This is a genomic window from Cohnella silvisoli, assembly GCF_021190915.1.
Classification (GTDB): Bacteria; Bacillota; Bacilli; order Paenibacillales; family Paenibacillaceae; genus Cohnella; species Cohnella silvisoli.
Genome location: NZ_JAIOAP010000020.1, coordinates 105,914 through 122,199 on the forward strand (window position 1 = coordinate 105,914; position 16,286 = coordinate 122,199).

At 49.0% G+C, this 16,286-nt stretch carries 9 protein-coding genes and 1 pseudogene; 8 read left to right on the forward strand and 2 right to left on the reverse strand.

Features of this window, described 5'->3' with window-relative positions:
- Positions 1-458 precede the first annotated feature (458 nt).
- Positions 459-1,547 carry an alpha/beta hydrolase family protein gene (locus K7P76_RS28815; RefSeq protein ID WP_232189528.1) on the forward strand — a complete coding sequence of 363 codons (1,089 nt, stop codon included), beginning with the start codon at positions 459-461 and terminating at the stop codon, positions 1,545-1,547.
- Here K7P76_RS28815 and K7P76_RS28820 read toward each other — a convergent pair.
- Positions 1,533-1,862, reverse strand: a complete 330-nt coding sequence (locus K7P76_RS28820) for a MepB family protein (protein ID WP_232189529.1) — start codon at positions 1,860-1,862, stop codon at positions 1,533-1,535. The genes K7P76_RS28815 and K7P76_RS28820 overlap by 15 nt on opposite strands.
- Here K7P76_RS28820 and K7P76_RS28825 point away from each other — a divergent pair.
- Positions 1,839-2,033, forward strand: a pseudogene (locus K7P76_RS28825) (winged helix-turn-helix transcriptional regulator); the annotation flags it as partial. The gene K7P76_RS28820 and the pseudogene K7P76_RS28825 overlap by 24 nt on opposite strands.
- An 88-nt stretch (positions 2,034-2,121) precedes the next feature.
- On the opposite strand, the gene K7P76_RS28830 reads toward K7P76_RS28825, so the two are convergent.
- Complete coding sequence (locus K7P76_RS28830) at positions 2,122-3,267, reverse strand: GntR family transcriptional regulator (RefSeq protein ID WP_232189530.1); 1,146 nt, start codon at positions 3,265-3,267, stop codon at positions 2,122-2,124.
- Between the two features lie 210 nt (positions 3,268-3,477).
- Between K7P76_RS28830 and K7P76_RS28835 the strand changes: the two genes are divergently transcribed.
- From K7P76_RS28835 to K7P76_RS28860, 6 genes are all read left to right on the forward strand, one after another.
- Positions 3,478-4,836 (forward strand): extracellular solute-binding protein, encoded by a 1,359-nt coding sequence (locus K7P76_RS28835; protein ID WP_232189531.1) that lies wholly within the window; start codon positions 3,478-3,480, stop codon positions 4,834-4,836.
- A 63-nt stretch (positions 4,837-4,899) separates the two neighbouring features.
- Positions 4,900-5,781 carry a carbohydrate ABC transporter permease gene (locus tag K7P76_RS28840; protein WP_232189532.1) on the forward strand — a complete coding sequence of 294 codons (882 nt, stop codon included), beginning with the start codon at positions 4,900-4,902 and terminating at the stop codon, positions 5,779-5,781.
- A gap of 14 nt (positions 5,782-5,795) precedes the next feature.
- A complete protein-coding gene (locus tag K7P76_RS28845; protein ID WP_232189533.1) occupies positions 5,796-6,659 on the forward strand; it encodes a carbohydrate ABC transporter permease in 864 nt (287 codons plus the stop codon).
- 39 nt (positions 6,660-6,698) lie between these two features.
- Positions 6,699-9,542: an alpha-mannosidase gene (locus K7P76_RS28850; protein WP_232189534.1), complete on the forward strand. Its 2,844-nt coding sequence runs from the start codon at positions 6,699-6,701 to the stop codon at positions 9,540-9,542.
- Between the two features lie 13 nt (positions 9,543-9,555).
- A complete protein-coding gene (locus K7P76_RS28855) occupies positions 9,556-12,111 on the forward strand; it encodes a glycoside hydrolase family 2 protein (RefSeq protein ID WP_232189535.1) in 2,556 nt (851 codons plus the stop codon).
- Between the two features lie 37 nt (positions 12,112-12,148).
- The gene (locus K7P76_RS28860) at positions 12,149-16,138 is read left to right on the forward strand and encodes an NBR1-Ig-like domain-containing protein (protein WP_232189536.1); all 3,990 of its coding nucleotides are present in this window, start codon (positions 12,149-12,151) and stop codon (positions 16,136-16,138) included.
- The last annotated feature ends 148 nt before the right edge of the window (positions 16,139-16,286 follow it).

Genomic DNA, 16,286 nt, shown 5'->3' on the forward strand with positions numbered 1-16,286 from the left:
GAACAATTCTGCTTTGCCTGCATCACTGGGGTGATCATGATCATCCGTCGTTAATGAGTCCTGATCAAGGAAAGCGGGGAACGGACTGTTGCTCTTTTTTCGCGTAGACAATTTCGACAAAGCATGGGAAAGAGCGCAAGCCCTTGCAACAAAAATCGAGGAAGGACCTCATTTCAATCCATTAGCGGGGCACAACGAATTTACATTGCGCGATTTAGACGGATATTACATCACGATCTGCTCCAGCCAGTCCTGATGAATGACGATTCCAATCGCATTGCCGCTCGCCATCGCTATATCTCATGACGCTAAAAGTCAATTCTGTGCAAAACAAACGCAACGAATTCAGATTAAGCAAAGAAAAATAGCCGGCAAAAACGGATCAAGTCAAATAGAATCTGCAAAGACAGCGATCTTTTTTTCGTATAGTCTGAAAGTGAAGAAGGAGAGAGATGGACATGAGCGATCAATACAATAACCTTTACCAGGAAAAGCCCGAGATAGGCAATCTGTACCGCGAAAAACAAAAAGCGGAGTTTGATTTGCTGATTGAGCGGCTGCGTATTTCCGCTGAAGAGCAAAGGCGTGCTTTTTTTCGGCCCGATACGACCTCGGTGTCCGCGTATGAAAACGATATTGAAAACTATCGCAGGAAATTCAGGGCGATGCTGGGATGGCCCTTGAACGTACCGTCTCACTCATTACCGGTACCTAAGGCGGAAGTCGTTTTTGTGGCTGAGGACGGTTTGGGGAAAATATTTCGGGTCGAGGTCGAGGCCGGGGATCAGTTGACGGCATACGGTCTATTATTTTTGCCTCACGGCGAAGGGCCGCACCCTCTTGTTATTTCGCAGCATGGAGGACAAGGCACTCCTGAGCTGTGTTCCGGTTTATACGGCCAAACGAACTACAACGATATGACCCGTAGAATACTAAGTCGAGGGATGGCTGTCTTTGCTCCGCAATTGCTGCTGTGGAATCAAGAGGATTACGGTCCGAAATACGATAGAATCAATATGGATAAACAATTAAAGCAAATTGGCAGTTCAATTGCCGCCTTGGAAATTTATAAAATTCAAAAATGCCTAGACTATTTGCTGTCGCGGGATGACATCAATGCTGCCAAAGTCGGGATGATCGGGTTATCGTACGGAGGGTTTTATACATTGTTCGCGACAGCTGTAGATACCCGAATAAAGGCGGCATACTCCTCTTGCTTTATAAATGACCGCTTTGTTTACGATTGGCCGGATTTTACATGGTTCAACTCGGGCAATACCTTTTTGGATGCGGAAGTTTGCGGATTGATTTGTCCTCGTGTTCTTCATATCGAGGTAGGAAAAAATGACGATTTATTTGATTATAAACATGCGATCAAAGAAATGGACAAAGTGGCTGCATTATACGATCAGTTGAACGTCGGGGATCGATTGTCAAGGGAGATTTTCCATGGTTCGCATGAACTGGACGTCAATGACAAAGCAATCGATTGGTTTTGTCTCGCTGTTCGCTCGATTGGTGAAAACCCTGGATCAGATTTCCGCTAACGATGTGGTACTGTAAAGCATTTGAGCACGAACAAAGTTTACAGGGGCATCCACAGGTATCTCTAGGAAATATTCCAACTGCCATCTCTGAGTTTTTTGAGCCTGACGGCTCGTAGGATTGTCCCAAGACGGGTAAACGCGCATTGCTCTTTTCCCGCCTTTACCTTTATTGGATACGATATCCTGATCACATAGAACAGCTTTTGGAAATATAAACTGACCAAAGTTACTGCCTTTGCGCGTACTAATAACGAAGAAATCGACTGGATCCGATACGTCATAGGGTTGGATCGACTGACGGACACCCTGCGACATCTGGAGCAATGCGGAATCGTAAACCGCCAAGTGTTCCCGACGGTTCCCGTCAGCGTGGAATATTCCCTTACGGAGAGCGGCAGGGAGTATGGAAAGGTTCTTCTGCAAATGCGCCAGTGGGGAGAAAAATGGATGATGCAGCCTTTGCAGCATGCCGGAGATTCCGTTTAGCATAGTCTGAAACAGCAATAGAAAAAGTCCTGATGATTCAACTCATCAGGACTTTTTCTATTCATGCGGAGAGGGCTGCCTAAACTCCCTACCTCTTGTCAGAATAAGCGATAAAGGCCTTATTCCCCGTCGAATTACCTGGTCTAAGAGTTACCGGAATTTTGATTTGTCGTAAGGTAGCGGGATCATGGATAGTATCGCTTAAGAGGTCAACGGCACGAGTCCCGACTTCTTCCAGATTTTGTTCGATGAAACCGAAAAAATGATGATGGAGATCCTGCATTCCCGGATCATCGAAAGACAGAATAACTAAATCCTCGGGAATTCGAAAATTCATGGATTCGGCCACCTTGGCTACGTATACCGCGTCAAGGGGATTTAGGGCAAATACGGCCGTAAGATCCGGATTATTAGTCAACCATTCACGGATGTGATCCATTGAATTGATTTCATCATGGTAAGGCATATCGTCATCCATTCTGGTTAACCAATGTCTCGGCTCGACCTGAAGCATCTTGTGGCGTGCAAAGTCCAGATAACCCCGAAAGCGTTCTTCTGCGCTCGAGGTTTTCGATTTCACAGACGAAACAATGCCGATTTTGCGATGACCTAGGCTGGCCAAATACTCCGTTCCCATCCCCCCACCTTGATAATGGTCGGAATAGACCGCATTGGTTTGAATTCCGGGAAGGAATCGGTCTACTAGAACGAACGGGAAGTTGCTGGATCTTAGTTGCAGAATTTCATCATTATACGATTCGCCGTCTACCGGGCATATGATAAGCCCCATCGCTCCGGCGGCAACCATTTCGCGTATTGCCGTTTGTTCCTCGCCTTGGGTAAAAACGGATTTCACGATCAGGGTATAGCCTGCTTCACGGCAGGCTTCTTCAACGCCGTAAAGCAAGCGATAGGTAAAAGAATCCCAAAAGGGGAGCATGATAAAGCCGATCATCTTGATGTTTATCTCTTTGACGTGGGGACTATCCAAATACATGTTCATATTCATATCCGAAGCTCTGACAAACGTACCTTTTCCGGCAATTCTGAAAACCAATCCTTCTTTGACCAAGTGCTTGATGGCCGTCGTTATGGTCACTCTGCTAACTTTAAAGTGAGCCATCAATTCCGCTTCGGTCGGAATTTGGTCTCCTTCCTTTAGTACGCCGCTGTCGATTTGCTCCCTGATGTATTCTCTAATTTGAACATACAATGGCTTTTTATTTTGCTCCATACATTCCTCACCTAAATGTCATATTATATTTAATTGTATCTCATTTCATTAGGAATGAACAGATGGATGAATGATTCAGGCTGAACAAATGTATTATTAAATGCACTAATAAATGTATTGACTAAATGAACTATCGAATGTATTATTCAAATATGAAAGCGATCACATTAGTGTGGCGTTTTATACAAAAAGTCAAAGGGGAAGATTGAATTGAAAAAGATTTTGATGCTAACCTTGTTGCTGGTCATCGTAATCGGGGCTGTTACGGCCTGCGGCAGCAATAATAAGTCAGGCTCGGAAACGGGTACAAACACCGCGACGGCCTCCAATACTTCCAACGCCTCCGAAGCTCCGGCAGAGAAAGTAAAGCTGTCATTCTGGCACACTTGGACGGGTGACGATAATCTGACGAAAGCTTATTTGAAGTTGATCGATCAATTTCAGGAAGATCATCCAAACATTACATTGGATATTCAAGCCATGCCTCAAGATGCGTACAAGACCCGCTTGAAAACGGCAGCGGCAGCCAACGAGATGCCGGACGTATTCCTCGCGTGGGCGGGAGCGATGACTAAAGAGCTTGTTGCCGGCAAAGCGGTCAGACCGTTGAATGACCTGTTGGACAGCAAGCCGGAGTGGAAAAACAGCTTCCTTGCCAATTCGTTCAATGACTTTACGGTCGACAACCAAATCTACGGCATTCCGACCGAGCTTACGCCAACCTCTCTAGTCTACTACAATAAAAGCTTCTTTGATCAATATGGCGTGAAAGTTCCGCAAACCTGGGACGAGCTCAAGCAAGCGGTGGAAATCTTCAAGAAGAACAATGTGATTCCGATTGCGCTCGGCGATAAAGGGTCTTGGCTAGCTCAATCCTGTATTTTGAGTGCTCTTGCAGATCGCGTGACGGGTACCGAATGGTTTCTGAACGCGGCAGCCCAGAATGGCGCCAAATTTACGGATCCCGAATTTGTTAAATCGTTGACCTATTTGCAGGAACTTGCCAAGATCGGTGCTTTCCAGGATGGTTTCATCAGCATCGATAACGTGGGGCAGGAGCAATTGTACAATCAAGGAAAAGCGGCCATGTTTATCGAAGGCGCATGGGCGGTTACGAATTTGGTCACTCAATCTCCTAAAGACATTCTCGATGCCACGCATGTTACGATCTTGCCCGCGATCCCGGGGGGCAAAGGAAAAGCGAACTCCACTTCAGGTGTCGTAGGCGCAGGTCCGGCCATCAGCTCGAATATGGATGAAGCGAAAAAAGCGGCGGCGTATGAGCTGGTTTATGCATTGTCTGGACCGGAAGCCCAAAAAATGAGCGTAGAGAACAATAAATTGGTCAGCTACAAGGTTGATGTTCCTGCCGACAAAGTCTCGCCGTTGTTCGCGGAAGTCAATCAATTGGTCGGAACTCTCGAATTCTCGCCGGTATACGACGCAGCTTTAACTTCGGCTGGAACAGATGCGGTTAATAACGGATTGCAGGAATTGCTGCTCGGAGGCGATCCCCAGAAAATCGCCGAGAAAATTCAAGCCGCAGTCGCCAAATCTCTGGGTAAATAAGCCGGGTTATCGGCAAGCCCTCCTTACAAGAGGGGGGCTTTTCTCTTTTTGCGAGGTGAAGACATGCCAACATCAGGTCGTTTAAGATGGTTTATTTTTATTGGATTGGCTCCTTCGGTAGCCTTATTCCTGCTCTTTGTAATAGCGCCAATGATATGGTCCGTTTATTACGGCTTCTACGATTGGTCGGGAATCGGGGATTCCAGGTTCATAAAGCTTGACAATTATAAGGAAGTGTTCGACGATCCCGTATTCTGGAAAGCGTTAAAGAACAACCTGATCGTCGTTGCCGCTTCGGTGTTCGGGCAGGTACCGATCGCATTAATCCTGGCGCTCGTGCTCAGAAAAACGTCCCTCTTCCAAAGGATCGTTAGAGGAGCCATTTTCATGCCCATGGTTCTTTCATCCGTTGTTATCGGTATGATCTGGCAATACATGTATCATCCCCAGGTGGGCATTCTGAACTTTGCTTTGGACTGGCTGCAACTAGGTAATCTGAAAAGGCAATGGCTTGGGGATCCGGATATCGCCATGTATTCTTTGACCGTACCCATTGTTTGGAACTATATCGGGCTTTACTTGCTTTTATTTATGGCTGCTTTAAGCAACACTCCTGCAGAGGTGGATGACGCCGCGAAGATCGATGGCGCATCTGGCGCGAGGAAGCTGTTCGCGGTGACCCTTCCAATGATTTGGGGCACGATCCAGGTGGCGGTTATCCTGTGCATCGCGGGAAGCTTGAAGGCCTTCGATTTGGTTTTCGTCATGACTGGAGGAGGGCCGGCCCATGGGACCGAGCTGCTGGCCACCTACATGTACAATAACACTTTTAACATTTATCGCTTTGGATACGGCAGCGCAATTTCCACGGTCACGATCATCATCAGCTTTATGTTCATCATCATCAGTCAGTTGCTTCTGCGACGGGATCAACGGCAGTTCTAGGAGGAGCCTTCAGCATGAATAATACGTTGCAATCCGCAAAGTCGTACAACAGAATCATTAATCGATCAACGAATCGCGTTGTTGTTATCTTATTAACGATTTATTCTGCGCTAACTGTGTATCCTCTTTTATGGCTCCTCATCAGCGCCTTTAAGACGGATCAAGAGTTTTTTCTGAGGCCCTTCGGCCTTCCGGAACATTGGATGGGTGAAAATCTTAGGCGTGCGTGGTCAGTCGGGCACATGGGCCAAGGTTTCTTGAATTCGATCATCGTAACCTCGATTTCTCTTCTATTGACTTTACTGGTTGGGTCTTTGGGTGCCTATATCGTAGCCCGTTTTCGCTTTAAGCTGAAGCCGGTTGTCATGGGCATGTTTATGATAGGCATGTTGATTCCGATTCATAGCACGCTTGTTCCGTTATTTATCCTTATGAAACAAATGCATATATTGAACAGTTACGGGGCGTTGCTATTCCCATACACCGCTTTTGCGCTGCCGACGACGATTTTTATCATATCCGCGTTTATGTCTTCGATTCCCCGGGACTTGGAAGAAGCGGCGATGATGGACGGCAATGGGCTTTGGGGTATTTTCTGGCGCGTCATGTTGCCGGTATCCCGTCCGGCGCTTGCGACAACGGGCATTTTGAGCTTCTTGCAATTTTGGAACGATTACGCATTTGCATTGATTTTCATAAGCAATAATGCGCTGAAAACACTGCCTCTCAGCTTGAGCATCTTTACGACTGGATATTCGACCAACTACGGTCTTACGATGGCTGCGATCGCAATAGCGGCGATTCCGACCATCCTCATCTATTTGCTGCTTCAAGAGCAGGTTATGAAAGGCATGACGGCCGGAGCCGTAAAAGGATAGGGAGATATGAGAGAGATAATGGAGAGGAAAGTTGGGACAATGAGAAAATTCGAATCCGTGCTGGCAGATATGAACAAGACGCAGCCGAAACATTATTGGAGCGAAAGAATTCTCTCCGAGCTCGGGTATGCCGCGAAATTATCGGAGATTCATAACGGCAAATTCGATGGTCTGCTAACGGAAGCGGTCAACGACCTCGCAGATGAAGTGGAGAAGCAAGGCGTTATTACGAAAGAAATCGCGCTTGAAACGGAAATTAGACTAACAGAACTGTCAGCGGAGGCCAAACGTTATCGAATGCTTTGCGCAGGACATGCCCATATCGACATGAATTGGATGTGGGGCTGGGATGAGACGGTGTCCATTACGTTAGATACATTTCGGACAGTGCTCGAATTGATGCGGCGGTATCCCGATTTCCGTTTCTCGCAATCCCAAGCCGTCATCTATAAAATCGTAGATGATCATGCTCCCGAAATGCTAGAAGAAATTAAAAGTAGAATCAAAGAGGGGCGTTGGGAAGTGACTGCCTCTCATTGGGTGGAAGCCGACAAAAACATGCCGAACGGAGAAAGCTTGTCCCGGCATTTGTTATATACGAAGCGTTATTTGTCCGAGCTGCTGGAGCTTGATCCGGCGTCGTTCGATCTGGATTTCGAGCCCGATACGTTCGGCCACAGCATCAATGTGCCGGAGATTTTGACGGACGGAGGAGTCAAATACTATTACCATTGCCGCGGAGATGAGGGGCACCAGCTATACCGATGGATCGCGCCTTCGGGCAGAGCCGTCACCGCGTACCGTGAGCCTGTGTGGTACAACGGGGAAATCACTCCGCAAATGGCTTGGTACGTGCCTGAATTTTGCGACCGGCATGGTATCGATACGATGCTGAGAGTGTACGGAGTCGGCGATCATGGAGGCGGACCGACCAGGCGCGATATCGAGCGGATTATGGATATGTCGAATTGGCCTATCTATCCTACGGTCGCCTTCGGTACCTTTCGGGAATTTTTCCGGCTCACGGATTCTATCATTAATAGGCTTCCCGAGGTTACCGGTGAACGGAATTTCGTATTCACAGGCTGTTATACAAGCCAGAGCCGGATCAAGATGGCGAACCGTCTCGGGGAAGCCGCATTAAACGAAGCCGAAGCGTTCGGTACCTTTGCGGCATTAAAAACGGATTTTACTTACCGGAACACGGTGCTCTCCGAGGCTTGGAAAAACGTGTTGTTCAATCAATTTCATGACATATTGCCTGGTTCCGGTGTTGTTGCCACGCGAGAGCATGCGATGGGATTGTTTCAAAATACGATTGCTTCCGCGAACAGCGTTCGGAAGCTGGCTATGCAGGGAATCGCGGATTTAATAGATACGTCCGGGTATCACGAGGGAAAGAACGATTCGCAAGATTCGACTTCCGCGGGAGCGGGCGTGGGCTTTCGCGCAGACTGTTACCGAATCAGTCACGTGGAACGGGGCTCCGGCAAGACGAGAATTTTCCATCTCTTCAATTCCGCTTCGTTCGAGCGTGAAGAAGTGACCGAGATTACGATTTGGGATTGGCAGGGGGATGTTGAAGCGATTCGGGTGACCGATGATCAGGGTGAATCTGTCCGTTATCAGGTCGTCGGACACGGCTTCCATCATTATTGGGGCCATCACTATTTGACCGTTCTCGTTCATGCACGAGTTCCAGGATTCGGCTACGGCACCTATGTATTGACTGAGGGAGATAGGAAAATTCCGACTCCTCCGTATCCGGATCCACGCAAAGAAAAGCCGTCTGGGACTTATGTTCTTGAAAACTGCAAGATTCGGGCGCTGTTCGATAAGCACGATGCCTCATTGGTGTCTTTAATTGACAAGAGCACGGGGCGGGAGATGATCGGACAGTCGGATTCGCGGTCAAACGCAGCCCTATTTCGATTGATCCAAGAAGATACGGACAAAGAAATGACGGCTTGGTACGTAGGCCGATATAAGAACGTTAACAACCTTAACGAAAACGTGAAAATCAGGAATGTTACGATCGGTCCGGATAAAATCCGGCAATCGTTGTCCTATGAAATTCCGTTCGCGAATTCCGTCTTGAAGGTAACCGTTAGTTTGGACGAGGAGAGCCATTCTCTGAACTTTGACTTAGAGTGCGATTGGCATGAAAGAGGGGATCCCGACAACGGAATCCCGCAGCTCGGGTTTCATATTCCGTTAGCCTATGAATGCAACGCGTTCAAATACGATGTGCCGTATGGCGTCATTGAGCGGACACCGCTGGATATGGACGTTCCCGCGAATTCATGGGCAATGGGCATTAATGCGGAATCCGGAGAGGCGTCCGTGCTGTTGGTTTCGGACTCGAAATACGGTTTTCGGGGACACGATAAGTCGCTCAATATATCCCTGATCCGCAGCTCCTACGATCCAGATCCTTATCCAGAGCTAGGCATTCATCGTTTCCGTTTTGCCCTGTGCCTGCTTAAGGATGCCAGCAACCAAGAGCTCATTGAATTAGGCTATCGGTACAATCACCCTTTGAACGCATTATCCGGAACTTCCCACCTAGGGGTGCTCCCGCAGAGAGACAGCTTTTTCGGAGTGGAGGAAGGCACGGTATCGATAACTGCCTTGAAAATGCCGGAAGACGGGACAACAGGCATCATTATCCGCTATTACGAATCGGAGGGCAAGGAAGGGCGAGCTGTCTTCCGCCTACACGGTCCGATTGCGAAGGCCGAACTCGTAGATGTACACGAACAGCCGGTATTGGATGTGAACCGGATTCAAATCAGCGGGAACCAGATGATCGTAGAAGTCAAACCATACGAGATCGCCTGCATAAGGGTTGAACTGGAAGGTTCCGAAGACCAAATCGAGTAAGAGGGGTATTCCTATGTACAAAATGACGCTGAACGATGGCTGGGCAGTCTGCTTCGAGGATCTGAGCTGGGGAGCCGATCGCCACGGTGAAGTAACTGGAAGAACGGACGGGTGGATGGAAGCTTCCCTTCCTTGCGATATCCATATGCCGTTGATCGAAACGGGAGTCATCGAAGAACCGCTTGTCAAAGATCATTTCTTCGATTGCGAATGGACGGAGCACAAGTCTTGGTGGTTTCGGAAGACGTTCCGCCCGTCCGTTGAGACGTGCTCTATGAACCGGGTGGAGCTGGTGCTAGAGTCGTTGGATGCGGAAGCGGATATCTTCTTGAATGGGATCATGTTGGGTCATCATCGCAGCGCTTTTTACCCTTTTCGCCAAGAAGTGAAGTCGTTATTGAGGGAAGGCGATAACGAGCTTCTCGTTCGGGTGACCTCAGGTTTAGAGGCGTATGACGGAGAAGACATGACTCGGTTCAAGGATAGAGTGGGCATGGAGAAGGCGCACAATCGCGGCGACATTCGGCGTATCTTCGCCCGTAAGCCGCAATACGGCTTCGGTTGGGACTGGGGGCCGAGGGTAGCGACGTGCGGTATCGTAGGGGATGTCTATTTGGCAGCATATGACGACCTAGCCATCCGCCAGGTTCATGCTTTTACGGAATCCGTATCTCTTGGTAAAGGAGGGGATAATTCGGGGGGAGCGAACGAAGCCAACATTCGGTTCGAAGTGGAGGTGGAGCAATTTCATCCTTTTGCCTCGATAGAGGCTCATGTTGAGATTAGACTTTCTTTTGCGGGCGAGAGTATTCTCACCTTGTCGAAATCGATGCCCTTGCATTCCGGATTAAACTTCGTAGATTTCCGGTATACGCTAACCGGGGCTAAGTTATGGTGGCCGAACGACATGGGGAGTCCGGATTTGTACACAGTATTCGTATCGGTTTCGACGGGTGGCCATACCGCTAGCTATCCAAGCTTCGAGATGGGTATCCGGACAATAGAACTGAATCAGAACCCGGTTAACGAAAACGAGCGGCTGTTCGCCATTCATGTTAATGGGGTTCGAACCTTCTGCAAAGGCGGAAATTGGGTTCCGGCGGATTCCGTGTATGCCCGAATAACGGAAGAGAAATACAAGTCTTTGGTTGAAGAAGCCAAGGAAGCCCATTTCAACATGCTGCGCGTATGGGGCGGAGGATTGTACGAGAAGAATGCCTTCTATGAAGCGTGCGACCGGAACGGGATTATGGTTTGGCAGGATTTTATGTTTGCATGCGCATTATATCCCGACGATCTGGAGTGGTTTCAAGAGGAAGTCCGTCAGGAAATGGAGTACCAGACGAGCCGCCTTCGCAACCATGCAAGCCTCGTTCTATGGTGTGGAAATAACGAAAATCATTGGAATTTCGATATGTGGAAGGCTGCCAATCCTGATGAAAGCTTTGTAGGCGGGGCCGTTTGCTATAACGAACTAGCTCCACGAATCGTGCGCCGCAATTGTCCGGAAATCCCTTATTGGAACAGTTCACCGTATGGAGGAGAGCATCCGAACGGAGAGGATAGAGGGGATTGCCACTATTGGTTCGACGCGATGATGAGTCCGGAAATGGCTAACCGGATTACGCCCGAAAGATATGATGGCTGGAATGCTAAATTCGTGTCCGAGTATGGTTATATCGGGCCTTGCCGCAAATCGACCATCGAGCGATTCCATGCCGGGGAGCCCTTCAACCGTGAAGGGCGCATCTGGCAATTACATAACAACCTGTTCGAGAAGGACACGGTCGCGGCAGGAATCGAGATGCACTATGCGGATGCCGGCGGATTGGATGTTGACCGCTATTTGCTATATGCCGGTCTCTGCCAGGGCTTGATGTACGGGTATTCGTTGGAGGCGTTTCGTTACCGAACCGATTGCTCCGGCGGGTTGTTCTGGATGTACAACGATTGCTGGGGGGAAATTGGATGGAGCGTCATCGATTACGAATTGCGGCGGAAAATTTCCTGGTATTTCGTGAAGCGCGCCTGCGCACCCGTAACCTTAATCGCAAGGGAGGTTGATGGGAATATTCGAGTGATCGGAATCAACGAGACGGGCAAAGACATTCGGTGCGAGTTGGAGTACGGTTATGTTTCTTTTGACGGACGGATTCGTTCCACCAGCAAAACCAGCGTCGGCCTGCCAGCCTACTCCCGAGGTGTTGCGTTGGAGTTCGCCAAAGAGGAAACAAATCGGAAGGAGGGTTGTTGGTTCGTCACCCCAGGGACGAATACTGCGGCAACTGAGGTCTTGCCTGCCGTCCTCCGAGAAGGAGCCGTCCGAGATCTGAATCTGGCTTCTCCGACATTAACGGTCCGCGGTTTTATTCGGCTGAAAGAAGACATCCAATTTACGGTTGGCAGCGACGTATATGCCCATGCGGTACACTTCGGCCTATCGGACCACTTGAGGTTATCGGATGAGTATTTCGATTTGCTGCCCGGCCAGAGCCGGACGGTTACGATTTATGGCGCGTCCGATATCATCGGGCTCGAACAGATCCAGCCTAGGGCTGTTCAACCCTAGAGCAAGCAATAGCAATTAAGATGAGGAGGCAACGTTCATGACAAAGAAACGTTTTCGCTTATCCGTTATTTGTTTACTTGCATTGCTTTTGGTTATACCTGCTTTCGCTCCGAGCCAGTTCTTGCCTGAAGCTAAAGCGGCAAGCAGCTTAGGCAGCACGATCTATGTATTCGATCTGGATGCTTACGAGAATTCTCTGGACCGCGCGGATTGGTATGATATGAACTTGTTCTTCGGAACCCTTCAGGGCATCGTCAACCAGAAGGGACCAAGGCTTTACTTACGCAATTACCATTATACTCCAATCTTGAATGACTTAACGGGTTACGCACACGATGATACCCATTGGGAGACAAAGAATATTAATCCTTATTGGTTAAGTAAATTTCATCAGCCGGGACAATGGCTAAGCGAAGCTAACATTACGGTCATTCCCGATATCAATACTCTCGTGAATACTTTCCTCAGCGATATCCAAGGTTTGATCGTTTGGGATCCAAAAGTAGATGCTACGGTCAACGTAGCGACAACTTTAGCGGGAATTGAAGGCGCTCCCATCGTGATGTCGGGAGGAGCTTTATACTCGCAACTGACTTCTTCTCCCAATAATCTGACCGTCAAGAATACATGTACGGCATCGCCGTTAACGGGTCCATGCAATCTGACGGGAAAGTTTACCGGAGTGAACTCCAAGACGGATGCTTATAACTGGGCAAAGGTGAATTACCTCGATACGGGCAAAGCTAATCCCGGAATGCTTGCCTATATCGGCGATGGGTTTACGCGTGAAAACTCCGGACTGCGGACGCAGGGCTACACAGTAGAACGGGACTATCTTGTCAAGAACAAGGCATTTGCTTTCGATCTGTCCCCGTGGGGAGACGAAGCTCCAAGCGACGCTCCGGAGGCAAGCCCCGCCTCGAAAGATAGAGACACGCTCCTAGCTATTCTTCAATCGGCGTATAACCAATACGGTCAATATTGGCCAATCGAGATTGTCGGGTTCGTACCTTGGTGGGATAAATATTCAACATTTACGGGAGCGCAGGATTCCCCGAGCGGAGACGGCAGGTCCCAACACGATGCGATAGCAGGGGAATGGGGGAGCTTGCAGGTTTTCTCGGGTTACAACGCGCACTTAACTAGCATTATCGATATTGTCGGATATGGTAATGCGTCCTTCCATACTTGGGCGCCGGTAGGGAAGGATTTGACGAATCCACCCCAATCGCCTCCGCGAAAAACATTGCAAAATAAAACGTATGTCATGTATATGATGGGCGATCACGATGGCGGTACGGTACATCAAACATTCCCTCGCCTATGGGAAGATGACCGAAGGGGAACTGTACCGCTGGCTTGGGGGATTGTTCCGAACATGTCAAGGGATTATCCGGATATCGCCCAATACTTATACGATACAGCTACGCCGAACGACTTCTTCATCGCCGGCGCTTCCGCAGGCGGATATATGAACCCGGGTTATCTGACATCGGCTCAACTGCCCGTTTGGACGGAGTGGAACGAGCAGCTATACAAACGTACCGGGTATACGATGTCCGGGTTTGTATTAAACGGCAACGCGGGGGCCTTGTCCTCGACCGTGGAACAGCAATATTCGAAATTTAGCGCGGACGGTATGGGAGCGTGGATGGGGCAAATAGCCGGTCCGATACCCGATGTACGCAGCGGAAATATGGCGGTCACTCAGATTACTACCGACATATTCAGATTCGATATCAATACGGCCGCATCAAGATTGCATGCTACCGCCGCTAGCTTCGGCAACGCGGGGTCGGCACCCAACTTTATCGAAGTCCGTTCCTCTTGGGCAACGCCGAGATTCATCGAACAGGTAAACAACAAAATCATGGCCGACTATCCTTCGGATCAATTCGAAGCTGTGGATCCGTTCACGTTCTTTTCTCTGATTCGCCAGGCCAAGCATAATCAAGCCAATGATGCCATCGTCCTGTCGGTTGACGTGCCGGACGTCATGGTATCCGGTCAGGATTACGATGTCTCAGTTACGGCGAGGAACGTAGGCAGCAATACATGGTCGGAAACGACGAGCGATCGGTTCGGAGCGGGTCTGAGCAACCAGTTCATCTGGAAAAATCTGAATGGAGGTTATTCGAACAACGTGACCGATCAACGCGTCCGTCTTTCCGCCGGGGAAAGCGTTGCTCCTCAAGCTACGAAAACTTACAAATTTACAGTTACTGCGCCAACCACCTCGACGACCAATAGCTATACGCTCGGCACAAGAATGGTCCGTGACGGTGTAACGTGGATGGGAACCGAATATACCCGTAAAGTCACCGTCGTACCGGCAACGGGCGACCAAGCGATCGTCACTTCGGTTACGGTACCGAGCACACTTGCGGAAGGGGCGACGGGTACGGTCTCGATAACGGTTAAGAATGTTGGCAGCACGACATGGACCGCAGCCAGCAACATTCGTCTCGGGGCTGTTCAGAGGGTGCTCGCCCATAAGAAAATAGCGCCGAATCAAATTCTTTGGACAGGTTCATCGGGATGGGGCTACAGCAATTCGGAGACAGACCAGCGGGTCTATTTGGCCCCGGGGGATTCCATCGCTCCGGGTTCCAGTAAAACTTTCGCATATAGCATCCAAGCGCCCGCGAAGAGGGGGAAATATGTTTTCTCCACCCAAATGGTCCATGACGGGGTAGCGTGGTTCGGTTCTCCCGTCGAGAAGGAAATCACGGTTGTGCCTTCCGGAAGAAGCGGGTTCGATGCCGAGCTCGTTGGCTCTGTGGTTCCGCAGTACATGAACGCGAATTCTTCAGCCAAGGTAACGGTTAGCATTAAAAATACCGGAACAGAGACATGGACCGCTGCAAATTCATACCGTCTGGGCGCTTCTATTTCCGGACCCGCTAACCAGGTTATGTTCAGTAATTTCAGCGATGGCGGGATTTCCAACAACGCGACGGACCAGCGTGTGTTTCTCAAGAACGGGGAATCGATCGGTCCTGAACAAACGAAATCATTTACTTTTAATATTAATGCCGGATCAACGACAGGACCGAGAACGTTCTCGGTAGAAATGGTACATGAAGGTTCAGGCTGGTCTGGGAAAAAATATACCTTTACGGTTAATGTGGTTAATGGCGGTAACGATGCGGTATTTACGAATCATGATATTTCGCTTACGATGGCGGCGAATTCCATTCAGAAGGTGAACGTGGAAGTCATGAACAGGGGCAGCAGCCTTTGGACGGCAGGTAGTTTCTACCGCCTTGGAACGATGTCGAACAACCAATTCATCCTCAAGGAATTCAGGGATGGAGGCTTCAGCAACAGCAATGCGGACCAGAGGGTGTACCTAAATAACGCCGAAACGATATTGCAAAATCAAAGGAAACAATTCACGTTTTCCTTGCAGGCGCCCTCCACCCCCGGTACGTACACGATGGAATACAAGATGATGCAGGATCTGGTTGGCTCTTTCGGAGATACTTTGACGTTGACGGTTAATGTGGTTAACGGATATGCGCAGAGAATTAATTCCGGCGGAGGCGCCGTAACCGATCCGAATGGGAACTGGGCGGCTGATTGCGCATATGGCAGTCCATCTTGTTCTACTTGGGGCTATGTTGGCACAACGACGACCGCATCAACTGCGAATACGCAAGCAGTCTGGAATAACGGAACGGTTTATTCATTTCCAGCAACAGTTTATCAATCCATCCGCAAGGGCAGCTCCTTCGGTTATAAGTTCGATGTATCCAATGGCACGTATCGCGTGAGTCTCGCTTTTGCGGAAATCGCAAAAACACAAACTGCGCAAAGGCTGTTCGCGGTAAAAGCGGAAGGACAGGATATTTTATCCGGGTTGGATATCTATAAAGTCATGTGGTCACGCACTTCAGGCGGCAAAGATAAAGGGAGAACTTATCAATTCGAAGTTCCGGTTACGGATGGGCAATTGAATGTGGATTTCCAAGGTCAAACAGATGAGGCGGCCGTAAACGGGATTTATGTAGAGCGATTATACTGAGGAATGATTCAAGAAATAGTGGATAGGAGCGGGAGCCCTTCTTAATATGAGGAGGGCTTTCCTTTGTATATGAAACAGGCGCCGCGGAAGAAAATAGGGCGTCTCCGCCATGTTGAGCCATGTTAATTTATAACAACCATTTTTCATT